The 24064-nt window shown below is 67.3% G+C and carries 20 protein-coding genes; 6 read left to right on the forward strand and 14 right to left on the reverse strand.

Annotated features, from left to right (window positions below; genetic code table 11):
• Positions 1–92 precede the first annotated feature (92 nt).
• The 3 genes from VK92_RS08190 to acnA are packed head-to-tail and all read left to right on the forward strand — an operon-like array spanning position 93 to position 4852.
• Positions 93–608 carry a hypothetical protein gene (locus tag VK92_RS08190; protein ID WP_021158700.1) on the forward strand — a complete coding sequence of 172 codons (516 nt, stop codon included), beginning with the start codon at positions 93–95 and terminating at the stop codon, positions 606–608.
• Positions 609–630: 22 nt separating this feature from the next.
• Positions 631–2082: a bifunctional 2-methylcitrate dehydratase/aconitate hydratase gene (locus tag VK92_RS08195; protein WP_021158699.1), complete on the forward strand. Its 1452-nt coding sequence runs from the start codon at positions 631–633 to the stop codon at positions 2080–2082.
• Positions 2083–2134: 52 nt separating this feature from the next.
• The gene (gene acnA, locus VK92_RS08200) at positions 2135–4852 is read left to right on the forward strand and encodes an aconitate hydratase AcnA (protein ID WP_048022106.1); all 2718 of its coding nucleotides are present in this window, start codon (positions 2135–2137) and stop codon (positions 4850–4852) included.
• Between the two features lie 125 nt (positions 4853–4977).
• Here acnA and VK92_RS08205 read toward each other — a convergent pair whose 3' ends face one another.
• Genes VK92_RS08205 through VK92_RS08215 form a run of 3 tightly spaced genes read right to left on the reverse strand, consistent with a single transcriptional unit; the run spans position 4978 to position 6160 of the window.
• On the reverse strand, positions 4978–5409 hold the full coding sequence (locus tag VK92_RS08205) for a DUF1801 domain-containing protein (protein WP_048022108.1): 432 nt from the start codon (positions 5407–5409) through the stop codon (positions 4978–4980).
• On the reverse strand, positions 5406–5837 hold the full coding sequence (locus tag VK92_RS08210) for an SRPBCC family protein (protein WP_048022110.1): 432 nt from the start codon (positions 5835–5837) through the stop codon (positions 5406–5408). The genes VK92_RS08205 and VK92_RS08210 overlap by 4 nt, the downstream gene beginning before the upstream one ends.
• Entirely contained in the window at positions 5837–6160 is a 324-nt protein-coding gene (locus tag VK92_RS08215) for an ArsR/SmtB family transcription factor (RefSeq protein ID WP_042974255.1), read from the reverse strand. The genes VK92_RS08210 and VK92_RS08215 overlap by 1 nt, the downstream gene beginning before the upstream one ends.
• Before the next feature lie 647 nt (positions 6161–6807).
• Between VK92_RS08215 and VK92_RS08220 the strand changes: the two genes are divergently transcribed.
• Positions 6808–8541, forward strand: a complete 1734-nt coding sequence (locus VK92_RS08220) for a S53 family peptidase (RefSeq protein ID WP_048022112.1) — start codon at positions 6808–6810, stop codon at positions 8539–8541.
• A 64-nt stretch (positions 8542–8605) separates the two neighbouring features.
• Here VK92_RS08220 and VK92_RS08225 read toward each other — a convergent pair whose 3' ends face one another.
• The 5 genes from VK92_RS08225 to VK92_RS08245 form a co-directional block, all read right to left on the reverse strand.
• Positions 8606–10027, reverse strand: a complete 1422-nt coding sequence (locus VK92_RS08225) for an MFS transporter (RefSeq protein ID WP_021158692.1) — start codon at positions 10025–10027, stop codon at positions 8606–8608.
• 221 nt (positions 10028–10248) lie between these two features.
• Positions 10249–11085, reverse strand: a complete 837-nt coding sequence (locus VK92_RS08230; protein ID WP_027791109.1) for an ABC transporter permease — start codon at positions 11083–11085, stop codon at positions 10249–10251.
• Between the two features lie 37 nt (positions 11086–11122).
• Positions 11123–12379, reverse strand: coding sequence for an ABC transporter permease (locus tag VK92_RS08235; protein WP_048022181.1), 1257 nt, complete (start codon positions 12377–12379; stop codon positions 11123–11125).
• Between the two features lie 110 nt (positions 12380–12489).
• The gene (locus tag VK92_RS08240) at positions 12490–13536 is read right to left on the reverse strand and encodes an ABC transporter substrate-binding protein (RefSeq protein ID WP_021158689.1); all 1047 of its coding nucleotides are present in this window, start codon (positions 13534–13536) and stop codon (positions 12490–12492) included.
• A 77-nt stretch (positions 13537–13613) separates the two neighbouring features.
• Positions 13614–14720 (reverse strand): ABC transporter ATP-binding protein, encoded by a 1107-nt coding sequence (locus tag VK92_RS08245; RefSeq protein ID WP_042974229.1) that lies wholly within the window; start codon positions 14718–14720, stop codon positions 13614–13616.
• A 108-nt stretch (positions 14721–14828) separates the two neighbouring features.
• Between VK92_RS08245 and pdxR the strand changes: the two genes are divergently transcribed.
• Positions 14829–16352 (forward strand): MocR-like pyridoxine biosynthesis transcription factor PdxR, encoded by a 1524-nt coding sequence (gene pdxR / locus VK92_RS08250; RefSeq protein WP_048022114.1) that lies wholly within the window; start codon positions 14829–14831, stop codon positions 16350–16352.
• Positions 16353–16379: 27 nt separating this feature from the next.
• Here the strand turns inward: pdxR and VK92_RS08255 are convergent, their stop codons facing one another.
• From VK92_RS08255 to VK92_RS08275, 5 genes are all read right to left on the reverse strand, one after another.
• Positions 16380–17414 (reverse strand): lipase secretion chaperone, encoded by a 1035-nt coding sequence (locus VK92_RS08255; protein WP_048022117.1) that lies wholly within the window; start codon positions 17412–17414, stop codon positions 16380–16382.
• Between the two features lie 3 nt (positions 17415–17417).
• On the reverse strand, positions 17418–18512 hold the full coding sequence (locus VK92_RS08260) for a triacylglycerol lipase (RefSeq protein ID WP_048022119.1): 1095 nt from the start codon (positions 18510–18512) through the stop codon (positions 17418–17420).
• Positions 18513–18740: 228 nt separating this feature from the next.
• Positions 18741–20873 (reverse strand): TonB-dependent copper receptor, encoded by a 2133-nt coding sequence (locus VK92_RS08265; RefSeq protein ID WP_048022121.1) that lies wholly within the window; start codon positions 20871–20873, stop codon positions 18741–18743.
• Positions 20874–20956: 83 nt separating this feature from the next.
• On the reverse strand, positions 20957–21325 hold the full coding sequence (locus VK92_RS08270; RefSeq protein ID WP_048022123.1) for a DUF2946 domain-containing protein: 369 nt from the start codon (positions 21323–21325) through the stop codon (positions 20957–20959).
• Between the two features lie 159 nt (positions 21326–21484).
• On the reverse strand, positions 21485–22021 hold the full coding sequence (locus VK92_RS08275; RefSeq protein ID WP_048022125.1) for a cytochrome b: 537 nt from the start codon (positions 22019–22021) through the stop codon (positions 21485–21487).
• Positions 22022–22251: 230 nt separating this feature from the next.
• Here VK92_RS08275 and VK92_RS08280 point away from each other — a divergent pair, with 230 nt between their 5' ends.
• Positions 22252–22890, forward strand: a complete 639-nt coding sequence (locus tag VK92_RS08280) for a Pr6Pr family membrane protein (RefSeq protein WP_048022127.1) — start codon at positions 22252–22254, stop codon at positions 22888–22890.
• Between the two features lie 57 nt (positions 22891–22947).
• Here VK92_RS08280 and VK92_RS08285 read toward each other — a convergent pair whose 3' ends face one another.
• Entirely contained in the window at positions 22948–23682 is a 735-nt protein-coding gene (locus VK92_RS08285; RefSeq protein WP_048022129.1) for a peptidoglycan DD-metalloendopeptidase family protein, read from the reverse strand.
• Positions 23683–24064: the final 382 nt, after the last annotated feature.

A 24064-nucleotide genomic window follows, 5' to 3' on the forward strand; every position in this document is an offset into this window, starting at 1 on the left:
CGCTGCGCGCTTTCGGGGCGCGTGCAGTTTCAAACCGGCCGGCAATTCGATTGCCGGCCCTTGTCAACTGATTATCGAAAGGTTCTGACTCCATGAAGAAACTCCTGATCGCTACCGCCATCGGCGCCTTGTCCGCCACGATGCTGGTGTCGGCTCCGAGCGCGTTTGCCCAGGGTGCGACCACGACGACCGCGAAGAAGGCAACGGCCAAGCGCCCGGCGCCGGCCAAGCGCATCATCCCGCGCAGCAAGAAGGCACAGGCACGCGCCGCAGCCAAGGTCGATCCGGTACCGGACGGCGCGGTCAAGTGGTCCTGCAAGGAAGGTCTGTCGTTCGACCTCGCCGGTGACATGAAGCGCGACCAGGTGGTCACGGTTCACTGGGCGAAGAAGAACTACAAGCTGCCGCGTCAGGCCACGACGACGGGCGCGGACACGTTCTACGATCCGGCAGCAGGCTTCAAGCTGATCGTGATCCCGACCAAGGCGATGCTGTTCTCCGACGCAAACGGCGGCGAGCGCCTCGCGGACGAATGCGTGACGCCGGAAATGGCACAAGGCACGCCGGCACCGACGCAGTCGAACGAGCTGAAGCCGGCAACGAACTAAGCGCGTTCCCATCGGCCCCTCGATGTCCGCCCCGGTCTCCAACGTCCGCCCTGCTCCGGATACGGTACTCGTCGATATCGTCGACTACGTGCTGAATGCCGGCATCGACAGCGCGCTCGCGCTGGAGACGGCGCGTCATTGCCTGATCGACACGCTCGGATGCGGACTCGAGGCGCTGTCCTACCCTGCCTGCACCAAGCTGCTCGGCCCCGTCGTGCCCGGCACGATCGTGCCGAACGGCGCGAAGGTGCCCGGCACGTCCTTCCAGCTCGATCCCGTCCAGGCCGCGTTCGGCATCGGCGCGATGATCCGCTGGCTGGACTTCAACGACACCTGGCTCGCCGCCGAATGGGGCCATCCGTCCGACAATCTCGGTGGCATCCTGGCGACGGCCGACTGGCTCTCCCGCACGGCCGTCGCGGCCGGCAGGAAGCCGCTCACGATGCGCGACGTGCTGGTCGCGATGATCCAGGCCCACGAGATCCAGGGCTGCCTCGCACTCGAGAATTCGTTCAATGCGGTCGGGCTCGACCACGTGCTGCTCGTGAAGGTCGCATCCACGGCCGTCGTCGGCCGGCTGCTCGGGCTCACGCGCGACGAGCTGATCAACGCGGTGTCCAACGCGTTCGTCGACGGCCAGGCGCTGCGCACCTACCGCCACGCGCCGAACACGGGCTCGCGCAAATCATGGGCGGCCGGCGACGCGACCTCCCGCGCGGTGCGCCTCGCGCTGATCGCGAAAACGGGTGAAATGGGCTACCCGTCGGCACTCACCGCCAGGACCTGGGGCTTCTACGACGTGCTGTTCGACGGCAAGCCGTTCCGCTTCCAGCGCCCGTACGGCACGTACGTGATGGAAAACGTGCTGTTCAAGATCGCGTTCCCTGCCGAGTTCCACGCGCAGACGGCCGCCGAGGCCGCGCTGCAGCTGCATGCGCAGCTCGCCGCCGCGGGCCGCACGACCGACGACATCAGCCGGATCACGATCCGCACGCATGCGGCCGCGATCCGCATCATCGACAAGCAGGGCCCGCTCGCCAATCCGGCCGACCGCGACCACTGCATCCAGTACATGGTCGCCGTGCCGCTGCTGTTCGGCCGGCTGACCGCGGCCGATTACGAAGACTCGGCCGCCGCCGATCCCCGCATCGACGCGCTGCGCGCGAAAACGGTCTGCGTCGAGGATCCGCAGTTCACGAAGGATTACCACGACCCGGACAAGCGCTCGATCGCGAATGCACTGACGATCGAGTTCACGGACGGGTCGAAGCTTGCCGAGGTGGCGGTCGAATACCCGCTCGGCCATCGGCGGCGGCGTGCGGAAGGCATCCCGCTCCTGGTCGAGAAGTTCAGGACCAACCTTGCCCGCCGCTTCCCGGCAAAGCAGCAACAAGCGATTCTCGACGTGTCGCTGGACCAGGCAAAGCTCGAAGCGATGCCGGTCGATGAGTACGTCGACTTGTATGTGATATAGCCGTCATTTACAGGACACGTAGTTTCCTAGCCTTAAACCCAGGAAAATCACCATGGCCCACAATCTCCACAAGACCCTCAAGGAATTCGACAGCGGTTCCGGCAAAGGCAAGTTCTACTCGCTGCCGCAGCTCGGCAAGGAACTGAAGACGAAGATCGAACGCCTGCCGGTGTCGATCCGTATCGTGCTCGAGTCCGTGCTGCGCAACTACGACGGCAAGAAGATCACCGAAGAGCACATCGAGCAGCTCGCGAACTGGAAGCCGACCGCGAAGCGCGTCGACGAGATTCCGTTCGTGGTGTCGCGCGTCGTGCTGCAGGACTTCACGGGCGTGCCGCTGCTCGCCGACATCGCGGCCATGCGCGGCGTCGCGGAGCGTACGGGCAAGAACCCGAAGAAGATCGAGCCGCTGGTCCCGGTCGATCTCGTCGTCGACCACTCGGTCCAGATCGACTACTTCCGCCAGAAGGACGCGCTCGACCTGAACATGAAACTGGAATTCCAGCGCAACAACGAGCGCTACCAGTTCATGAAGTGGGGCATGCAGGCATTCGACACGTTCAAGGTCGTGCCGCCGGGCGTCGGCATCGTCCACCAGGTGAACCTCGAATACCTGGCGCGCGGCGTGCACAAGAAGGCCGACGGCGCGGACACCGTGTACTACCCGGACACCCTCGTCGGCACGGACAGCCACACGACGATGATCAACGGCATCGGCGTGGTCGGCTGGGGCGTGGGCGGCATCGAGGCGGAAGCCGGCATGCTCGGCCAGCCGGTGTACTTCCTGACGCCGGACGTCGTCGGCGTCGAGCTGAAGGGCAAGCTGCGCGAAGGCGTGACGGCCACCGACCTGGTGCTGACGATCACCGAAATGCTGCGCAAGGAGAAGGTCGTCGGCAAGTTCGTCGAGTTCTTCGGCGAAGGCACGAAGTCGCTGTCGCTGCCGGATCGCGCAACGATCGGCAACATGGCGCCGGAATACGGCGCGACGATGGGCTTCTTCCCGGTCGACGAAAAGACGATCGAATACTTCGAAGGCACGGGCCGCACGAAGGCGGAAATCGCCGCGTTCGAAAACTACTTCAAGGCGCAGAAGCTGTTCGGCATCCCGAAGGCCGGCGACATCGACTACACGAAGGTCGTGACGCTGGACCTGACGACGGTCGCCCCGTCGCTGGCCGGCCCGAAGCGCCCGCAGGACCGCATCGAGATCGGCAACGTCAAGTCGACGTTCACCGACCTGTTCTCGAAGCCGGTCGCGGAAAACGGCTTCGCGAAGAAGGCGGACGACCTCGGCACGCAGTACACGACGAGCAACGGCGTCGACGTGAAGAACGGCGACATCCTGATCGCCGCGATCACGTCGTGCACGAACACGTCGAACCCGAGCGTGCTGCTGGCCGCCGGCCTGCTCGCGAAGAAGGCGGTCGAGGCCGGCCTCACGGTCGATCCGAAGATCAAGACCTCGCTCGCGCCGGGATCGCGCATCGTCACCGAGTACCTGACGAAGACGGGCCTGCTGCCCTACCTGTCGAAGCTCGGTTTCGAAGTCGCGGCGTATGGCTGCACGACCTGTATCGGCAACGCGGGCGACCTGACGCCGGAGCTGAACGAAGCGATCACGAAGAACGACATCGTCGCGGCAGCCGTGCTGTCGGGCAACCGTAACTTCGAAGCGCGTATCCACCCGAACATCCGCGCGAACTTCCTCGCGTCGCCGCCGCTCGTCGTCGCGTACGCGATCGCCGGCAACATCACGCGCGACCTGATGACCGAGCCGGTCGGCAAGGGCAAGGGCGGCCGCGACATCTACCTCGGCGACATCTGGCCGACGAGCGACGAAATCCACGCGCTGCTCAAGTTCGCGCTCGATCCGAAGAAGTTCGAGGACAACTACTCGAAGCTGACCAAGAAGGGCGACCTCTGGAGCAAGATCGAGGGCGAATCGGGCCAGGTCTACGACTGGCCGAAGTCGACCTACATCGCCGAGCCGCCGTTCTTCGGCAACGACTTCTCGATGGAACCGGCTGCATCGATCCCGACGGTCAAGGGCGCGCGCGCGCTGGGCATCTTCGGTGACTCGGTCACGACCGACCACATCAGCCCGGCAGGCTCGATCAAGGAAGACTCGCCGGCGGGCAAGTGGCTGAAGGAAAACGGCGTGCAGAAGGCCGACTTCAACAGCTACGGCTCGCGCCGCGGCAACCACGACGTGATGATGCGCGGTACGTTCGCGAACGTCCGGATCAAGAACCTGATGATCCCGGCGAAGGCGGACGGCACGCGCGTCGAAGGCGGCCTGACGATCCACCAGCCGAGCGGCGAACAGCAGTCGATCTACGACGCGGCAATGCAGTACGTCGCAGCCGATACGCCGACCGTCGTGTTCGCGGGCGAAGAATACGGCACGGGCTCGTCGCGCGACTGGGCCGCGAAGGGCACGCAGCTGCTCGGCGTGAAGGCCGTGATCGCACGCAGCTTCGAGCGTATCCACCGCTCGAACCTGGTCGGCATGGGCGTGCTGCCGCTGCAGTTCAAGGGCTCGGACAGCGTCCAGTCGCTCGGCATCACCGGCGACGAGACGTTCGACATCGAAGGCCTCGGCGACGACTTCAAGCCGCAGCAGGACGTCACGCTCGTGATCAACCGCAAGAACGGCGAAACGCAGCGCGTGCAGGTCCTGCTGCGCATCGATACGCCGATCGAAGTCGACTACTACAAGCACGGCGGTATCCTGCCGTTCGTGCTGCGCTCGCTGCTCGCAGCGTAAGCGCCCTGCTTTTGCAGGTGCCGCAGCCGCCTCGCGGGCGGTTGCGGCCGATTTGGATGCCCGACCTCGTGTCGGGCTTTTTTTTGCCTGTTCGCGTCACGCAATGTTGCCGATTGTCAGGCTCGTCACGCCGCCTTGTCGCCGCGCGCCTTCGCGCCCGCTCCCCGTGCGTTCTTCTTCAAGTGGGTGCGGTTGTATTCGATCGCCGCGCGCACGAGGGTCTTCAGCGCTCGCTTGTCGAGCCGGTCGCCTTCGAAGAAGTCGATCGCGCGCCGCGCATTGCCGTCCAGGCCGTCGTTGAACAGCTTGTCGGGATCGGGCAACTGCGCGCCGTGCATGAAGGTCAGCTTCACCTTGCCCTTGTGCGCGTTCGCCACCGCGATCATCCCGTCGCACGACCATACGGGGCTGCCCATCCACTTCCAATCCTCGACGATGCTGTCGTCGACGGCGAGGATCGTCTGACGGAGGTCGGCAAAGAGCGGGCCGCGCCAGTCGGCAATGCCGGCGATCAGCGCGTCGATGCGCTCCGACGGCGTGAGGTCCGTTGCGTTCATGCGCGGGCCTCCGTGCCTTCGTCGGGACGCGCCAGCACCTGTTCGAGCGACTCGAGGAACCGCACCCAGCCGTGCTGCGCACCGCGGTACGCCTGCTCCTGGTCCGTGCGGAAGCCGACCTGCTCCATCCGCAGGTGCGTGCCGGCCAGCGTCGGCGTGAGCGTCCACGTGACGACGCTTTCGAGGCCGTACGCGGCCCACGTGTAGGACAGCACGCGCGGCGGCTCGATCGTCAGCACCGTGCAGTCGACCGAGCCCCAGTCGGCGCGGAAGCTGAAGGCGCGGCCCGCGACGGGTTCGAAGTCGCTCTTCATCAGCCACGCCTCGATCAGGTGCGGTTGCGTGAGCGCGCGCCAGATCTTCTCCGGCGGATGAGGCAGTTCGCGGTCGACGACGACGGAACGCGTTTCGGTGGTGGTCTGGTTCATTACTGGTCGATCCTTTTCAGAAGATCTTCGAGGGCATCGAACCGGTTCTGCCAGAAACCTGCCATCTGGCTCGTCCAGTCGATCAGCGGGGCCAGCGCTTGCGGCTGTGCGCTGTAGTGCGTCTGCCGGCCTTCGTGACGGTCGTTCACGAGCCCGGCCTGCTTCAGGACACCGAGATGCTTCGACACGGCCGGCTGCGACACACCCGCATGGGCCGTCAGCGCGGCAACCGTCAGCTCGCCGTCCGCGCACAGCCGCTCGAACAGCGCGCGGCGGGTGGGATCGGCAAGGGTTCTGAAAAGCATGTCGTGTGTGTTCTGCATGTCGTTCAAAATTCATAACTCGCTGGTTATGGATTGAAGGATAGCCGCCGATCGATGCGCGTCAAGGCGGAATTTCACGAGCCGCGTCGTGCAATCCGGCGCGGTTCTGCCGCTCACCCACCGGCGCGCACGCGCGCCCCGGATTCGAGCGTTTCCTCTAATCCGCATGGGCGACACGCGATCCGAAAGCCGCCTGCAAGACTGCCCGACGCGCTGTTCCACAGTTCGGGAAACGTTTGCGTTCGGCCGGCCCCTTTCTTGTGCACGCGCGAATCCGTTCCTGCCGCATCGCTTCGTTTGACCACATAGTGCGACGCGGCATGCGGCAACGACCGGTCGCATGCCACGCGTTCACGCGTCGATCCACTCCGCGATCGCGCACGTTCCGGCGCGGCGACGAGCGACTCGTGCGTGCGAACGTCGCGCTTTGCCGCGCCGTCGTGCCGCGAACCGGTTCCGTTCGCCACGCCCACGATCGCCTGCGCGTACGACGCTGCGCGTGCACGCCCACACCCCGATGTCAGAACTGACAGCTATGGAAACTGGCAGCTACCTGAACGGTAGCGACGCCCTACGCTCGTCACCGCTCGCGACCCCACAAGGGTCGAGGGCTCCAGCAACGTCGTCTCTCCTAAAAAGGACTCCCGATGAAAAGGAACGCCTGGTTTGCCCTGCCCCTGCCGTCGCCCCGCCGCCTCGCGTGCGTGGCACCCCTCGTGTTCGCTGCCGCTGCGGCGCATGCGGCGACGGACTGGGTCGATACCCATACGAAGGCCTTTCTGACCGGCCCGCAGTTGATGGCGCGCAGTGCGGCGCCGTCGCTCGAACTCGCGGCCGGCGAAACGACCGACGTTGTCGTCAGCCTGAAGCTGCGCAATGCCGCGCAGCTCAAGCAACTGGCGCGCGACGTGAACCGGCCCGGCAGCGCGCATTACCGCCAGTACCTCACGCACGAGCAGTTCCTCGCCAACTACGCGCCGACCGATGCGCAGGTGAAGTCGGTCGTCGACTATCTGCACAAGAGCGGCTTCGTGAACGTCGAGGTCGCACCGAACCGGTTGCTGGTGTCCGCACGCGGCACGGCCGGCACCGTGAAGACCGCATTCAACACGTCGCTCGTGCACTTCGAATACGCGGGCCGCTCGGGCTTCGCCAACACGTCGACCGCGCAGGTGCCGCGCGCGCTCGGCGATGTGGTCGGCTCGGTGCTCGGGCTGCAGAGCGTCGCACACGCGCGGCCGCTGCTGCGCATCGGCAACGTGTCGAAGCCGCAGGCGCTCGCGGCCGGCACGGCGACCGGCCACTATCCGAAGGAATTCCCGAGCCTCTACAACGCGACCGGCGTGCCGACCGCAGCCGGTGTCACCGTCGGCATCATCACGATCGGCGGCGTGTCGCAGACGCTGCAGGACCTGAAGCAGTTCACGTCGAGCAACGGTTACGGCACGGTCTCGACGCAGACCGTCAAGACCAACGGCTCGGGCGGCAGCTACACCGACGACCAGGACGGCCAGGGCGAATGGGATCTCGACAGCCAGTCGATCGTCGGCTCGGCGGGCGGCCAGGTCGGCAAGCTCGTGTTCTACATGGCGGACCTCAACGCCAGCGGCAACACGGGGCTCACGCAGGCGTTCAACCGCGCGGTGTCGGACAACACCGCGAAGGTGATCAACGTGTCGCTCGGCTGGTGCGAAACCGACGCAAACGCGGACGGCACGCTCGACGCCGAGGAACAGATCTTCACGACGGCAGCGGCGCAAGGCCAGACCTTCTCGGTGTCGTCGGGCGACGAAGGCGTGTACGAGTGCAACAACCGCGGCTATCCGGACGGCTCGAACTACACGGTGTCGTGGCCGGCTTCGTCGCCGCACGTGCTCGCGATCGGCGGCACGACGCTTTATACGACGTCATCGGGTGCGTTCTCGAACGAGACGGTGTGGAACGAAGGGCTCGACGGCAACGGCAAGCTGTGGGCGACGGGCGGCGGCGTCAGCACGATCCTGCCCGCACCGTCGTGGCAGTCGGGCAGCAACCGCCAGTTGCCGGACGTGTCGTTCGACGCCGCGCAAAGCACCGGCGCGTACATCTACAACTACGGCCAGTTGCAGCAGATCGGCGGCACGAGCCTCGCCGCGCCGATCTTCACGGGCCTCTGGGCACGCCTGCTCGCGGCGAACGGCACGGGCCTCGGCTTCCCGGCCGGCAATTTCTATGCGGACATTCCGTCGCGTCCGTCGCTCGTGCGCTACGACGTCGTGTCGGGGAACAACGGCTATCAGGGGTATGGCTACAACGCAGGCACCGGCTGGGATTACACGACCGGCTTCGGCAGCCTGAACATCGCGAACCTCAACCAGCTGATCAAGTCGGGCGGGTTCTGAGCGAAGCCTGAAGGCCGGTGCGCGGCGGCAGGTTGCCGCGCACCGGCTCGTGACTTGCCCTTGCCTATTCCGCCGCGCGCTCGCTCACGCGCTCGGTGGTCGCCGCCGCCACGCCGGCCCGATGCGACGGCGCAAAGAGCCGCAACCCGCTCGCGACACTCGCCGCCCCGGCGAACCCCGCACCGAGCATCAAAGCAAGCGTCGGCCCGTGGCGCCCTGCGATCCCGAACGACAGCGCGACGAGCGCAGCACCGGTCGCCTGCCCGATCAGCCGCGCGGTCGCGATGATCCCGCTCGCGCCGCCGCTGCGCTCGGGCGGCGCGCTCGACATCAGCGCCTTCAGGTTCGGCGACTGGAAGAAGCCGAAGCCCGCACCGCACAGCATCATCCGCCAGCCGATGTCGATCACGCCCGGCGCCGCCGGCAATGCGGCGAGCGACACCATGCCCGCGCTCAGCAACGCAAGACCGATCGCGCCGAGCAGCCCCGGCGGATAACGGTCCGACAAGCGCCCCGCGATCGGCGCGGCGAGCGCGACGATCGCCGACCACGGTGTCATCAGGAACCCCGTCTCGACCGCGTTGCGATGCAGGACGGTTTCGAAATAGAACGGCAGCGACACGAACGCGAGCCCCTGCGCGGCGAACGCGCACACGGCGGTCAGCGCGGACAGCGTGAACACCGGCCGGCGAAACAGGTCGACCGGCAGCATCGGCGCCGGGTGCCCGGCCTGACGGCGAATCAGCAGCCAGCCGAATGCGAGCGCGACCGCGGCCGACGCGAACACGATCGAAAGCGGCCCACGCTGCGCGAATTCGCCGAGCGCGAAGATCAGCGACGCGAACGTGATCACGTTGAACAATGCGGCGACCGGATCGAATACGTGCTTGCCGCGCGCCGTCTGCGGCAGCGACGGAATCGCCACGGCCAGCGCGAACACGCCGAGCGGTACGTTCACCGCGAACAGCCACGGCCACGCGGCGACCGACAGGATCAGCGACGCGATGGTCGGCCCCACCGCGAACGACACGCCGACGACGAGCGCGTTGAAGCCGACGCCGCGCCCGAGCCGGTGCGCGGGGAACAGGCCGCGGATCAGCGCGACGTTGACGCTCATGATCGCGCTCGCGCCGAAGCCCTGCACGATCCGCGCGGCCGTCAGCATCGGCAGCGTCGACGCGAGCGAGCAGCCGAGCGACGCGAGCGTGAACACCGCGAGCCCGGCGATATACACGCGCTTGTGGCCGACGATGTCGCCGAGCGACGCGAACGGCAGCAGCGTCGCGACCATCGCGAGCTGGTATGCGTTGATGATCCATACGGACGCGGCCGGCGATGCATGCAGGTCGGCGGCGATCGCGGGCAGCGCGGTGTTCGCGATCGCGGTGTCGAGCGTCGCGAGCGCGACGGCCAGCAGCACGGCGGACATCGCGCGCCAGTTGACGGCCGGCTCATGCGCGCCGGCGGGGGTAGCGAATTCGGACAAGATGACGGCTCGGCTGACGAGCGACGCGTTGCGCCGCGTCGCGGATTGGACTCGCGGCGGCGTTCCGGTCGCACCGCACGGAACGCGCGCCGCCGCGCCCCGTATTGTTGCAGAGCCGCATCGAACGTGCAGGCGGCCGCCTCGTCAGTCAGCGAAATGAAAGCAATGCGCGACCACGCATGACACGTGGCGACTCGGGTGCCGGGGGCAAGCCCGCCCGCTCAGCTCACCGCGCGCCGCGCATTGCGTCCGCGCAGCCATTCGAGCGCAAGCAGCAGGCTCGTCGAGAAGATGATCAGGATCGTGGCAAGCGCGGCGATCGTCGGGCTGATGTTCTCACGGATGCCCGTGAACATCTGGCGCGGCAGCGTGGTCTGGTCGGCGCCGGCGAGGAACAGCGTGACGACGACTTCGTCGAACGACGTCGCGAACGCGAACAGCGCGCCCGACATCACGCCCGGTGCGATCACCGGCAGCGTCACGCGGAAGAAGGTCGACACCGGATTCGCGCCGAGCGACAGGCTCGCGCGCACGAGGTTCTGGTTGAAGCCCTGCAGCGTCGCCGCGACCGTCGTCACGACGAACGGCACGCCAAGCGCCGCGTGCGCGGCGATCAGCCCCGTGTAGGTGTTCGCGAGCCCGAGCGGCGCGAAGAACAGATACATGCCGACGCCGACCACGACGACCGGCACGATCATCGGCGACAGCAGCACGGCCATCAGCAGCCCCTTGCCGCGGAAGTCGGCCTTCGTGAGACCGATCGCGGCGAGCGTGCCGAGCACCGTCGCGACGACGGTGGCCGACGGCGCGACGATGAAGCTGTTCTTCGCGGCCATCCGCCACTCGTCCGACGCGATCAGGTTCTCGTACCAGCGCATCGAGAAGCCCGGAATCGGATAGACGAGGAACGTGCTCGACGAAAACGACAGCGGCACGATCGCGAGCACCGGCAGGATCAGGTACAGCAGCGTCAGCACGACGAGCACGCGCAGCGCGACGTACCACGCGCGCTCGACGAACGACATGTGCGGCGCGAACAGCGGCCTGGCGAGTTTCATGGTCGGATTCCCCTTCCCGTTTCGTTGTGCGCGGCGCTCAGCCGAGGCTCACGTTCGTGCGCGTGAAGCGCCCGTACACCGCGTACAGCACCAGCGTCGCCGCGAGCAGCAGCCCGCCGAGCGCGCACGCCATGCCCCAGTTGATCGTCACGTTCGTGAAGTACGCGACGTAGTAGCTGACCATCTGGTCGTTCGGCCCGCCGAGCAGCGCGGGCGTGATGTAGTAGCCGATCGCGAGGATGAACACCAGCAGCGCGCCCGCGCCGACGCCCGGGTAGGTCTGCGGCACGTACACGCGCCAGAACGCGGCGAACGGATGGCTGCCGAGCGACACGGCTGCGCGCTGGTAGGTCGGCGGAATCGACTTCATCACGCTGTAGAGCGGCAGGATCATGAACGGCAGCAGGATGTGCGTCATCGAGATGTACACGCCGACGCGGTTGAACAGCAGCGTCAGCGGATGCGAGATCAGCCCGCTGCCGATCAGCGCCGTGTTGATGAGCCCTTCGCTCTGCAGCAGCACGATCCACGCGGCGACGCGCACCAGCACCGACGTCCAGAACGGAATCAGCACGAGGATCATCACGAGGTTCGCGCGGCGCTCCGACAGCGTCGAGATCCAGTACGCGAGCGGATAGCCGAGCAGCAGCGCGAACAGCGTGACGGCAACGCCGATCACGAACGTGCGGCCGAAGATCGCCAGATAGATCGACTGGTCCGGATCGGCCTGCACGATGTGGCCGAAGCCGTCCTGCTTGTGGTCGAGCGCGGCGAGCAGGTAGAACGGCGACACGGTGCTGCCGTTCTTCGCGATCGACTGCCAGTACGCGACGTCGCCCCAGCGCGCATCGAGGTCGATCAGTTTCGCGCGCGTCTGCGCGGGCGTCAGTGCCGCATCGTTGTCGCCTTTCAGCGGCATCGCGCGCGCCGTCTTCGCGACGAGCGAGCGATAACCGGGAATCTCAGTGTTCAGGCGCCGCGCGAGTGCGCCCATCGCCTCGCTGTCGGCCACATTCGTCATGTCGGCCGCGAGCGCGACATACGCGGCGTCGGCCGGTGGTGCCTTGCGGTCCCAGCCCGACAGCGCGGCGACCGTATTCGGCAACGCGGTCGCGATCTCCGGGTTCTGCACCGCGCGCGTGAGCAGCGTGCCGATCGGCACGACGAAGATCAGCAGCAGGAAAATCGCGAGCGGCGCGACCAGCAGCAACGCCATCGTGCGCTTGCGGGCCTCGGCGGCCTTCAGCTCGCGCTTGAGCGCGGCGGTCGACGGCGAGGAAGACGCGATCGTCATCGTATTCAACGTTTCTCTCCGGCCGGGCACGTTCCGGCGGAAGGCCGCGCGACGCGATCGACGCGCCGCGCGGCAGGTTGCATCAGGGCACCTTCAGGATGCCTGACCGGTTACTTCGTCGCCCATGCGGCGAAACGCTGCTCGAGCTCGTCGCTGTGGTCGGTCCAGAAGCCGATGTCTTCCAGCACGGCGTTCTTGCCGTTGGCCGGCGAGTTCGGCAGGTTCGCGAGCGTCTTCGCGTCGAGCGACTTGATCGCCGCGATGTTCGCGGGGCCGTACGCGATGTGCTGCGCATAGCCTTGCTGCGGCTTCGGCGTCAGCGTGTACGCGATGTACTGCTCGGCCAGCGCCTTGTTCGGCGAGCCCTTCGGAATCGCCCAGTAGTCGAGGTCGTAGATGCTGCCGTTCCACACGACCTTCAGGTTCTTGCCTTCCTTCTGCGCGGCGTCGATGCGGCCGTTGTACGCGGTCGACATCACGACGTCGCCGGCGACGAGGAACTGCGGCGGCTGCGCGCCCGCTTCCCACCACTGGATATACGGCTTCAGCTCGTCGAGCTTCTTGAACGCGCGGTCCTGGCCGGCCTTCGTGCCGAGCACCTTGTAGACGTCCTTCGGCGCGACGCCGTCGGCCATCAGCGCGAATTCGAGGTTGTAGCGCGCACCCTTGCGCATGCCGCGCTTGCCGGGGAATTTCTTCACGTTCCAGAAATCGGCCCAGCCGGTCGGGGCCGACTTCAGCTTGTCCGCGTTGTACGACAGCGCCGTCGACCACACGAAGAAGCCCACGCCGCACACCTGCGGCGATTCCGGAATCAGGTCGGACTTCTTCGCGATCTTCGACCAGTCGAGCTTCTCGTACAGCCCTTCGTCGCAGCCGCGATTCAGGTCGCCCGACTCGACTTCGACCACGTCCCAGTTGACGTGCTTCGCCTCGACCATCGCCTTCACTTTCGCCTGCTCGCCGTTGTATTCGACGGCGGTGACCTTGTTGCCGGTCGCCTTCTCGAACGGCTGGTTGAACGCGGCCTTCTGCGCGTCGCCGTTCGCGCCGCCGAAGTTGACGACCGTGAGTTCGGCAGCCGATGCCGATACGCCGACGACGGCGAGCGCGAGTGCCAGCGCGGTACGACGCGCGGTAATGCTTGCTCGGTTCATGGTGGTTCCTCTCCTCTCGTGGTGGAAGTGGGCAGTTGTTGTTGACGACGTACAGCGGAAAACCGGGAAAACCCTGCTCAGGCGAACACGCGCAGGTGTTCGGGTGCGAACGCGAGCGCGACCGGTGCGCCGGGCGAGAACGCGTCGAGCGCGCCGGTGCCGAGCGGCACCTTCACGAAGCACTCGTCCTGGCCCGGCAGCGCGCAGCGCATGCGCACGTGATCGCCGAAATAGATGAGGCTGCGCGCCTCGCCGCTCAACCGGTTGGCGGCCGCGCCGTTCGCGTGCCCGTTCGCGTCGTGCGCGGCGAGGCTCATGCGCTCGGGGCGGATGCACGCGACGGCCGGCGCGCCCTCGGCCGCATCGCCGATGCGGCGGCCGACGAGCTGCGTGCCGTCGTCGAGCCGGAATTCGCAGAATTCGCCGTCGACGCGCGCGATGGTGCCGCGCAGCCGGTTGCTGTCGCCGATGAAGTTCGCGACGAATTCGTTGCACGGCGATTCGTACAGGCGGTCGACGGTGTCGAGCTGCTGCACGATGCCCTTGTCGAACACGGCGACGCGATCGGACATCGTCAGCGCCTCGCCCTGGTCGTGCGTCACGTACACGAAGGTCACGCCGAGCTTTTCGTGCAGCGCCTTCAGTTCGTACTGCATGTGCTCGCGCAGCTGCTTGTCGAGCGCGCCGAGCGGCTCGTCCATCAGCACCAGCTTCGGCTCGAACACGAGCGCGCGCGCCAGCGCGATGCGCTGCTGCTGGCCGCCCGACAGTTGCGCCGGGTAACGTTTCGCGAAGCGCTCCATCTGCACCATCTTCAGCGCATGCGCGACGCGTTCGGCACGCTCCGCGGCCGGCAGCTTGCGCACGGTCAGCGGATACGCGACGTTCTGCTCGACCGTCAGGTGCGGAAACAGCGCGTAGTTCTGGAACACCATGCCGATGTTGCGCTTGTGCGGCGGCACGTTGTTCAGCAGTTCGCCGTCGAGGCGGATCTCGCCGCCGGTCGGGAATTCGAAGCCGGCCAGCATCATCAGGCAGGTCGTCTTGCCGGAGCCCGACGGCCCGAGCAGCGTCAGGAATTCCCCGCGGTGGATATCGAGGTCGAGCGATTTGACGACCAGCGTTTCGCCGTCGTAGGTCTTCCGCACGCCGCGAAAGCTGACGATCACATCATCGGACTTCATCGTGGCTGTCCCCTTGCTTCGCGACAATTGATTTTGAGATGCGAGCCACTATACGGCGCCCACGGTTCTACAATAGGGAACCATTTCAATATTACTAGTAGGACCACTTTGGATACCGTGATCCTCGCCGACTGGCTCTCCGCCCGTCTCGACCGCAACTCGCCCGAGCCGATGTACCGGCAGTTGCTGCAGTGGATGCAGCAGGCCATCCTGACCGGAGAATTGGGGCCAGGAACGAAGCTGCCGAGTTCCCGCACGCTCGCGGCCGACCTGTCGATCGCGCGCAATACCGTGCTGCACGTGTACGACCAGCTGACCGCCGAAGGCTATGTGCTGACGACGACCGGCAGCGGCACCTATGTGGCCGACACGCGGCCGGATGCCGCCGCGATCCACGTGCCGGGCGCCGCGCCGCCGCCGTCGAGCGCCGATGCGACGCCGCAGCCGGACGCGCAGGGCGGCCTGTCGATGCGCGGCCGGCAACTGATCGAGCATGCGGGGGTATCGCGACGCCAATGGGGTGCGTTCATGCCGGGCGTGCCGGACGTGTCGGAGTTCCCGAGCCGGACGTGGAGCCGCCTGCAGGCGCGGCTGTGGAAGGAAGCGAACCCCGAGCTGCTGACCTATGCGCCGGGCGGCGGCTACCGGCCGTTGCGGCGCGCGCTCGCCGATTACCTGCGCGTCGCGCGCTCGGTCAAGTGCTCGCCGGACCAGGTGATCATCACGACGGGCATCCATCAGTCGATCGATCTCGCGGTGCGGCTGCTCTCCGACATCGGCGATCGCGCGTGGGTCGAGGAACCGTGCTACTGGGGTGTGCGAAGCGTATTGCAGGCGGCGGGCCTCACGCTGACGCCGGTGCCGGTCGACCAGGAAGGCCTCGACCCACGCGCCAGCGACATGCAGCATCCGCCCCGGCTCGTGCTCGTCACGCCGTCGCACCAGTACCCGCTCGGGATGGTGATGAGCCTCGCACGGCGCCGGATGCTGCTCGAATACGCGCGACAGCACCGCTGCTGGATCATCGAGGACGACTACGACAGCGAGTTCCGCTACGGCAGCCGCCCGCTCGCGTCGCTGCAGGGGCTCGACGACGGCGGCCGCGTGATCTACGTCGGCAGTCTCGGCAAGATGCTGTTCCCGGGGCTGCGGATGGGCTACATGGTCGTGCCCGAGCATCTGGTCGACACGTTCCGCACCGGGTTGTCGGAGCTGTATCGCGAGGGCCAGTTGATGCAGCAGGCCGTGCTCGCCGAATTCATCATGGACGGCCACCTGACTTCGCACGTCAGACGGATGCGCACGCTGTACGGCGAGCGCCGGCAGCTGATGATCGACGCGATCCGCGCGCGCTTCGGCGACGCGCTGCCCGTGATGGGCGACGAGGCCGGCCTGCATCTCGTGCTCGGCCTGCCCGACGCCTGCGACGACCGCGCGGTCACGCAGAGCGCGTTCGATGCGGGCGTGATCGTGCGCCCGCTCACCAGCTACTACAGCAGCGTCGACACCGCGCGGCGCGGCCTGTTGCTCGGTTATGCGTGCGTCGCGCACGAAGGCATCCGGCCGGCGTTCGACACGCTCGCGAATACCATCGAGCAACACCTGCCTCGCGATCTCACGCGCGCGGCATAACGACCGTCATGCGCCGCGCCGCCCGTGTCACTGCGTGCTGCCGGCCCCGCGATCGAGCGAAGCCGCGCGCACGGCTTCGCCGGGCTTCGTGAACACGCGCTGCCGCAGCGCGGCGATCTGCGCGTCGCGATCCTGCGGCGACAGGCCGGCCGACTCGATCTGCGCACGCTGCGCCGCGTAGTCCGCGTAGCGGCTCTGCCACGATGCGTCGTCCTGCTGCATCTGCGCGACGCGCGCGGCCGCTTCGGGGCCCAGCGTCTGCGTCAGTTGTGCGCGCATCGCGTCGGGCGTCGCCCCGCTCTTCTGCAATTGCGCGATCTGGTCGATCGCCGCCCGCTGCTGGTCGACGCGCTGCTGCGCGGCGCGTTCGTCGGCCGGCATCTGCTGTTCGAGCGCCGCGAGCCGTTCGGCCTTCTGCGCATCCGTCAGCGCGGGGTCTCGCGCGATCTTCAGCCGCGCGAGGTCGTAGCGCTGCCGCCATTGCTCCGCACCGAAGAACGGCTGGCTCCAGTCGCCGAGCGTGCGGTACGCGATCGACGCGCGCTGGTCGAGCGCGAGCTGCAATGCCCCCAGGTCCGACTTGTCGACCGCGCCGGCATCGCGCAGTTTCGCGAGTGCGTCGAGATACGCGCGATACCGGTGCCACACGTCGAGCGCCTCGGCCTGCGCAACGGTACCGTCGAGCTGCGCGGCAATCTCGCGCACGACGAACGCATCGAGCCCGGCCGCACTCAGGTCGCTCTGCGCGGTCAGGCAGTAGTCGAAGAAATCCCGCACCGCGCGCGCCTTCGCGAGATGGCCGCCGGCATCGAGCGGCAAGCGGGGCGCGCTGGAGCCGGCGAGCGACGGCGGCAGGCCCGTGCTTGCCGGCACGGCGGCCGGCGGCGGTGCGGCAGCCGGCCCGCGTGCCGCCGACGCATCCGGCGGCTCGCCGGATGCGCCCGTCCCGCCATGCCGGCCCGCGCCGCTCCACATCGCCACGCCGGCAATCGCCGCCAGCCCCACGACGCCATAGACCACGGCGCGGCGCGCCAGCGGCGTGCTTCCTCCTCGTGCCGTCATCGATTACACGCCCGCCAGCTTCAGCCGGTTCGCATGCGTGCGGATCACCGCGACCGGATCTTCCGCATACGCGCCGCGCACGCCGAGCAGCTGGTTGATCTCGTCGAGGTGGTTCCACTTGTAGCTCGTGCTCAGCACCTTGCCGTACAGCGCACTGCACTTCGACACGAGCCCGTCGTTCTGCCCGGAGCCGCGGTTGATCATCACCGTTCCGGTGCCGAACAGCGCGAGCGTCGACAGGTCGAGCACGTTCGCCGGATCGACGAGCGGAAGGGTGCTCGTGTCCGTCGCACCCGTGACGCCGAACACGGAGAGCGTCGGCTGGATCGCCGTGCCGGCCCACGAATACAGAAGGTGCGTGTTGCCGCCGACGGTTTCGGTCGGCGCGCCGGTCTGGCAACTGCCCGGCGCACCCAGGCCCGCGCTCGGATAGTTCTGGTTGTACGTGGCGGCCCGTGCGGTGGTCAGCGTCTGCAGTGCGGCGAGCGCATCCTGGTTGGTGTTGTGGCTGCTGCTCGTCAGGATCCCGAACACATTGACGAACGCGGCGATCACCGATGACGAAAGCCCGGTCGGATCGTACGCCAGCACGTTCTGCACGAAGTCGGCGAATTCGGAGCCGCGATGCGGCGTGCCGATCGTCGTCACCGACGCAACGAGATCGGGCGCGACGGCAGCAACATAGCGCGACGAGAGGCCGCCCTGGCTGTGGCCGACGAGATTCACCTTGGTCGCACCCGTGGCCGCGAGCACCGTCTTCACGTAAGCGAGCAACTGTTCGCCGCGCCCGTTCGGGCCGTCGTCGCTCTGGAAACCCGACAGGTTCGCGACGTAGACGGTCGCACCGTTCTGCTGCAGGTCCTCCTGGATGCCGTACCAATACTCGAGCACGCCGGCGAACTTGTCGGTGCCCGAGAGCCCGTGCACGAGGATGATCGGGTAACGCGTCGCCGCGTAGCCATCGGCGGGCGCGGTCGCCGCCATTGCCGCGTGCGTCGTCGCGAGCGTCATCACCGCGGTCGTCCCCGCGAACGGCGCGATGCTCATCGCGCATGCCACTGCCCCTGCCACCACCCTGGAACGCATCGTCCTGGCCATGCATGTTCTCCTGATTATTGTGCTGCCGGTGCGAATGAAGCCGGATCGACACACACGATGCATCGCGAACGTCGCGTGCACCGTGTGCGTCGAATGCGGGAGTGAATCACGACTCGTGAACGTTTGCGCCCTGACTAGACACGGTTCTCTAATCGGTTGACGCGCCCCGCCCGTTCAGGCGGGGCCGCGTTCATGCGTGCGCATGCTGCAACGCACACCCGCGACGCGTTACAGCTTCGCGCTCACGCGCACCCAGGCGGTCCGGCCCGGCTCCATCACCGGCGAGTTCGCCGGATAGCCGAAGCCCGCGTTGCCGGCGAGGTTCAGGTGCTCGGTATAGGCCTTGTTCAGCACGTTGTCGACGCCCACCGATACCTGCACGGTCTTGCTCACGTTGTACTGCGTATGCAGCGAGAGCACGCCGAATCCGGCACTCGGGCCGAAGTCCTTGCCGACCACGTTGCCCTCGTTCAGGGCATAACGATGCTGCGGCGCAACGATGCGCCACAGGCCCCCTGCCGACCACGCACCACGCGTGTATTCGAGCCCGATGCGTGCCTCGAGCGGCGGCATCTGCGGCAGCGGATCGCCGCTTGCGACGTTGCGCCCCCACGCATACGCGAGCGACGTCTCGACGCGCAGCGGCGCAACCGGCCGCCACGACACGCCCGCCTCGCCGCCCATGATCTGCGCATTGACGTTGGTCGCCTGCGTGGTCGGGCCCATCATGCCGGCCGAATAGTTGAACAGGATGAAGTCCTGCACGTAGCCCGCGTAGGCCGACACCCATGCATCGAGCCGGTCGCTCCTGTATTGCGCGCCGATGTCGAGCTGCGTAGTCTTCTCCGGCTGCACCGCCGAAAACGCGTTGACCGAACCGGCCGGCCCGCGCTTCGCGGAGAACAGCTCCCAGTAATCGGGATAACGCTCCGTATGGCCGATCCCCGCGTACCACGTGACGGGCAGCGAGGCGAGATCGCGTTCGTAGCGGATGAAGCCGCTCGGCAGCACGCGCGTGCGATCGTCGTCGAAGGTCGGATTCGGCTTGCTCTTCATCATGCCGCTCGTCGTCGGGCGCTTGTCGCGTGCGCTCGCATAGTCGACACGGACGCCGCCGATCACGCGCGACACTTCGCTCGCGTACCACGTCAGTTCGCCGAACACGCCTGCGTTCCACATCGTCGCCTGCGCATCCCACGGCTGGTCGCCGTAGTTCTGCCGCCCCATCGCCGAGCGCGAATCGAGCCGGTTCGATTGCGCATCCACGCCCGTCACGAGCTTGAAGTCGCCGGCGAAACGGAACGTCGCGGCTGCGCGCGCGCCGACCGTGCGACGCCGCACTTCCGACGCCATCCGCATCGGCATGCTGCTGGTCGGGTCGGGTTGCCGCAACGTGTAGTTGTCCATCACGTGATCGGCTTCGTTGTAGTACACGCGCGCCTCGATCCGGTCGAGCACGTCGCCGATGTGCTTCTTGTCGAACGACAGGCCGAACGTCTCGCGGCGGAAATGCGCGCCGTCCATTCCGCGCCCCGCGTAGCGCGCATAACCGTCGCCGGTGCCGGCGGTCAGCTCGACGCGCGTGTGGTCGTCCGGCGTCCAGCCGAGCGCCGCATCGGCGTTCCATTTGTCCCACTGAGACGGCACCGTGTTGCCGTTGCCGTCCTTGTAGTCCTGCGAATGCGCGTGGTTCGCGGTCACGCGGCCATAGACATCCGGCGTGCCGGCCGTCACGTCGACGTTCTGGTCGTTGCGGCCGAACGACCCGCCGACCAGGCTGCCCTCGAAGCGCATGCCGGGCTTGTCGAATCGCGGTGTCACGCGCTCGAACAGCACGGTGCCGGCCGATGCGCCGGGGCCGTACAGCACGGTCTGCGGCCCCTTCAGGACGGTGACCTTGTCATAGCTTTCCGGTGCGATATACGACGTCGGCGCATCCATCCGGCCCGGGCATGCTCCGAGCGTCGACATCCCGTTCGCCAGGATGTTCAGCCGCGAGCCGAACATCCCGCGCAGCACGAGGTCGCCGTTGGTACCGCCGCTGCGGATCGACGTGAAGCCGGGGATCGTCTTCAGGTAATCCGCGCCGTCGCTGGCGGGCAGCGGCTGGCGCGGGGTCTTCGGATCCGTGACGACGACGAGCGGCGTCGTCAGCGGCGATGCGACGACTTCGATGGTCGGCAGCGGCACGGCCGTATCGTCGGCCGGCGCACTGGCCGCGCGCGCCGTTTCGGCTGCCGCGGCGCTCGCGGCCAGTGCGCCGGCTGCGAGCGCGGGAACGGTGAGTTTCAGCACGCGCGGCATGCGCCGCGCACAGGCATTGCGCGACGCCCGCGGCGCACGCAACTGGAAAATGGTCATGATCGAAAGCCCGAGTGACGCCCTCCGCACGGCCTCGACGGGCCGCACGGATATCGGCGGTGAAAAGAACGGAAAACAGCGCGTCAGGCGCGCTCGGGCGGTGCGCGCGGGTACGCGCGCGGATAGCGGTCGGTGCGCGCCGCGACGGCAGGCGGCGCGACGGCGGAGACGGAAACGACGGGAACGGCAGCGAGTGCCGCGGCGGCGGGCCCGCCGATCGCGGGACTGTGCGCGAAGAAACCGCAGTAGCCGCACGCATCGAGATGCAGCGCGTGATCGTGCATGCGGCCTGCATCGGGTGACCGATGCGCGCCATGCTCTGCACTGCAGACAATTGCGTCGGGCGTGGCCGCCTGCGCGACGCGCCACTGCGACACCAGCGGCGCCGCGATCGCGAACCAGATCGCGAGCACGCCAAGCCAGGCGGTCAGGTGACGATGTCGGTGCAGCATGCGCGGCGCAGAGTAAGCGGAATGTAAAAACAGCCGAGATGTTACAGAATGTTTAACGCGCTGACCAGCGCGGATGGCGGTAAACGAACCGGGGGCGCATGGTTGTCAACACAACCATGCGCCCCCGCCTGCTGCATGCTTCCGGAACGAACGTGCCGTTCAGGGCGCCATGCGCCGCAGTACGTCGTCGCGCCGGATGAAATGATGGTAGAGCGCGGCCAGCGCGTGCAATCCGATCACGAAATAGAACGCGTTGCCGATCAGCTCGTGCGCTTCCTTGATCGTCGGCCGCAGCGCCTTGTCGGGGCCGAACAGCGTGAACGACACGCCGAGCCAGTCGAGCGACACCGGCTTTCCGCCCAGGTTGATCATCATGATGCCGAGCAGCGGCTGCGCGATGATGAATACGTAGAGCGCGAGATGCGCGAGCTTCGAGAGCCAGCGCAGCAGCGCCGTTTGCGGAATGGCCTCGGGCACGCGGCTGACGACTCGCCACAGAACGCGCAGCACCGACAGCACGAGCACGAGCGTGCCCGCGGTGAGGTGCACGTTCATCCAGAACACCCGGCTGTCGCTGCCTTTCGGCCCGCGGATCTCGATGGCCAGGTAGGCCAGCGCCACCAGCGCGAACACGGCCCAGTGGAAGAAGATCGCGGGCGAGCTGTAGCGCGTCTGTTTCGCGAGGATGTTTCTCATGCTTCGTCTCGTGTTGTATGCGGGGATGAGCGCATGCCGCAATCGGCACGGCAGCCCGGCAAAGCTGCCACGATTGTAGCCGCACGCGCGTCCGGTTTTGTGCGGCGAGGTCAAATATCGGACGAATCGTCAACGCACGCGCCGCGCGGGCCGTCATATGGAAAATCCGCATCGCGCCCGTAAACGGCTGTGGCACGATGAAGCTTTGGTGTCGACGTTGCGCGCGCATCATGAGCAAGGCGTTCTTCGTTGCGGCCTATCGGCTGACCGCCGCGTTGCTCGCGGTGTCGACGACGTTGCACAGCATCGCCGGCTACTGGGGCATGCCTGCATTCGAGCTCGGCAACTTTCTCAGCTACTTCACGCAACTGAGCAGCCTCTACGCGGCCGCGATGCTCGCCGCCGGGCTCTGGCGCATCGCCCGCCCCGGCTCGGCTCGCTACGAATCGATGCGCGGCGCCGCGGTGCTGTACGTCCTGATCACCGCGATCGTCTACGAGATCCTGCTCGCGCGGCTCGATGCGCTGCGCCACGTCACGCCGGCATTCAACAACTGGGTACTGCACCGGATCGTGCCGCTCGTCGTGCTGTGCGACTGGCTGTACGTGGAGCCGCGCCTGCCGATCCCGCGGCGCAGCGCGTTCGCGTGGCTCGCCTTTCCGGTCGTCTATCTCGGCTATACGCTCGTGCGCGGCGCGCTGGAGAACTGGTATCCCTACCCGTTCGTCGATCCGCGGCCGCATGGCTACCTGCCGGTCGCGATCCAGTGTTCGCTGATCGCAATCGGCGCCGCGGCGCTCGCACTGGGCATTCGCTGGCTCGGCAATCACGCGAGACAGTCGGGCGCGGTGACGCTCGGGAAAGGATGAAGGCGGGAAACGCCTGAACGTGTGCGCCGCCCGGCGCACACGGGGCGAGGCGGGCCGTCAGCCGCCGTTGCGCGGCAGGAAGTTGATCGGATCGACGACCTTGCCGTTCTGGCGCACTTCGAACTCGAACGTCGAACGGCCGCTCGCGTCGGTGCCCATTTCGGCGACCGGCTGGCCCTGGCGCACCGCGTCGCCTTCGTTGACCAGCAGTTTGCCGTTGTGCCCGTAGGCCGTGATGAGCCCGTTCTCATGCTTCAGGATCACGAGCGGGCCGTAGGCCTTGACGCCGGACCCCGCATAAACCACGCGTCCGGCCGCCGCGGCCCGCACCGAATGGTCGGGGCCGGACGCGGCGATCACGATGCCGCGCGTCCTGCCGGCCGTGAACGGCGTCGCCACGACACCGGTGGCCGGCCAGGCGAGCGAGCCCGGCTGCGCGGCCGCCGAGGGCGGCTGCCCGAGCGACGTTTGCGCAGGCGGCGGCGCGACGCGCAGCACCTGCCCGGGATACACGGCATCGGTCGGCGCCATGTGGTTCCAGCCGGCCACGTCCTGCACGCGCTGCCCGTACGCGTTCGCGACGCCCGCGAGCGTATCGCCCGGATTCACGCGGTAATAGCCGGCGATCACGCCCGGCGTCGCGGCCGACGTGGGTGCCGACTGGCGCGCCGGCTGCCAGCTGTCGGTCCACGGCGTCATCGTGCAACCCGTCAGCGCGATGGCCGCGGCAACGAGTGCCGCCTGCGGCAGCCAGCGCGTCGGCGCATCGTGGATGGGAATAGTTTCTCTCAAGGGTCCTCCCGGATTTGCGTCGTTGCGCCGCCCACCGCCCCCCGGCGCGCGACGCACGATGTCCGGCCGGACGGCCGGACCAATCAGTATCCGACCGCTCTCGCGGCCGTCAGTTTCCACAGCGGAACATCGGCGCGATGGGCTCACCGGCCCCTTTTTCGCGCCGCTCCGATCGGCAAAGATACCATTTGTGGCGGTCAAGGCCGCGCCCGATGCCTGATCCGGCAACAATCTTGCGGTGCCGCAGCAGCGTGCCGGCCACCTGCGAGCCCCGCCGGGCGGGCTTGCCGCGGATCTTCCGCACGCCTCGCCACCCGCGCCTGCCGTATCGATCCCGTCACATTCTCCCCCGCGATCGCCACCTATACTCGGTGATGCACTG

Source organism: Burkholderia sp. LK4, assembly GCF_001043615.1.
GTDB classification, from domain to species: Bacteria; Pseudomonadota; Gammaproteobacteria; order Burkholderiales; family Burkholderiaceae; genus Burkholderia; species Burkholderia cepacia.

Excerpts from the sequence above, each read along its gene's own strand:
- VK92_RS08190 (WP_021158700.1), top strand. The coding sequence starts at position 93 with ATGAAGAAACTCCTGATCGCTACCGCCATCGGCGCCTTGTCCGCCACG.
- VK92_RS08195 (WP_021158699.1), top strand. The coding sequence starts at position 631 with ATGTCCGCCCCGGTCTCCAACGTCCGCCCTGCTCCGGATACGGTACTC.
- acnA (WP_048022106.1), top strand. The coding sequence starts at position 2,135 with ATGGCCCACAATCTCCACAAGACCCTCAAGGAATTCGACAGCGGTTCC.
- VK92_RS08205 (WP_048022108.1), bottom strand. The coding sequence starts at position 5,409 with ATGAACGCAACGGACCTCACGCCGTCGGAGCGCATCGACGCGCTGATC.
- VK92_RS08210 (WP_048022110.1), bottom strand. The coding sequence starts at position 5,837 with ATGAACCAGACCACCACCGAAACGCGTTCCGTCGTCGTCGACCGCGAA.
- VK92_RS08215 (WP_042974255.1), bottom strand. The coding sequence starts at position 6,160 with ATGCAGAACACACACGACATGCTTTTCAGAACCCTTGCCGATCCCACC.
- VK92_RS08220 (WP_048022112.1), top strand. The coding sequence starts at position 6,808 with ATGAAAAGGAACGCCTGGTTTGCCCTGCCCCTGCCGTCGCCCCGCCGC.
- VK92_RS08230 (WP_027791109.1), bottom strand. The coding sequence starts at position 11,085 with ATGAAACTCGCCAGGCCGCTGTTCGCGCCGCACATGTCGTTCGTCGAG.
- VK92_RS08235 (WP_048022181.1), bottom strand. The coding sequence starts at position 12,379 with ATGACGATCGCGTCTTCCTCGCCGTCGACCGCCGCGCTCAAGCGCGAG.
- VK92_RS08240 (WP_021158689.1), bottom strand. The coding sequence starts at position 13,536 with ATGAACCGAGCAAGCATTACCGCGCGTCGTACCGCGCTGGCACTCGCG.
- VK92_RS08245 (WP_042974229.1), bottom strand. The coding sequence starts at position 14,720 with ATGAAGTCCGATGATGTGATCGTCAGCTTTCGCGGCGTGCGGAAGACC.
- VK92_RS08255 (WP_048022117.1), bottom strand. The coding sequence starts at position 17,414 with ATGACGGCACGAGGAGGAAGCACGCCGCTGGCGCGCCGCGCCGTGGTC.
- VK92_RS08260 (WP_048022119.1), bottom strand. The coding sequence starts at position 18,512 with ATGGCCAGGACGATGCGTTCCAGGGTGGTGGCAGGGGCAGTGGCATGC.
- VK92_RS08265 (WP_048022121.1), bottom strand. The coding sequence starts at position 20,873 with ATGACCATTTTCCAGTTGCGTGCGCCGCGGGCGTCGCGCAATGCCTGT.
- VK92_RS08270 (WP_048022123.1), bottom strand. The coding sequence starts at position 21,325 with ATGCTGCACCGACATCGTCACCTGACCGCCTGGCTTGGCGTGCTCGCG.
- VK92_RS08275 (WP_048022125.1), bottom strand. The coding sequence starts at position 22,021 with ATGAGAAACATCCTCGCGAAACAGACGCGCTACAGCTCGCCCGCGATC.
- VK92_RS08280 (WP_048022127.1), top strand. The coding sequence starts at position 22,252 with ATGAGCAAGGCGTTCTTCGTTGCGGCCTATCGGCTGACCGCCGCGTTG.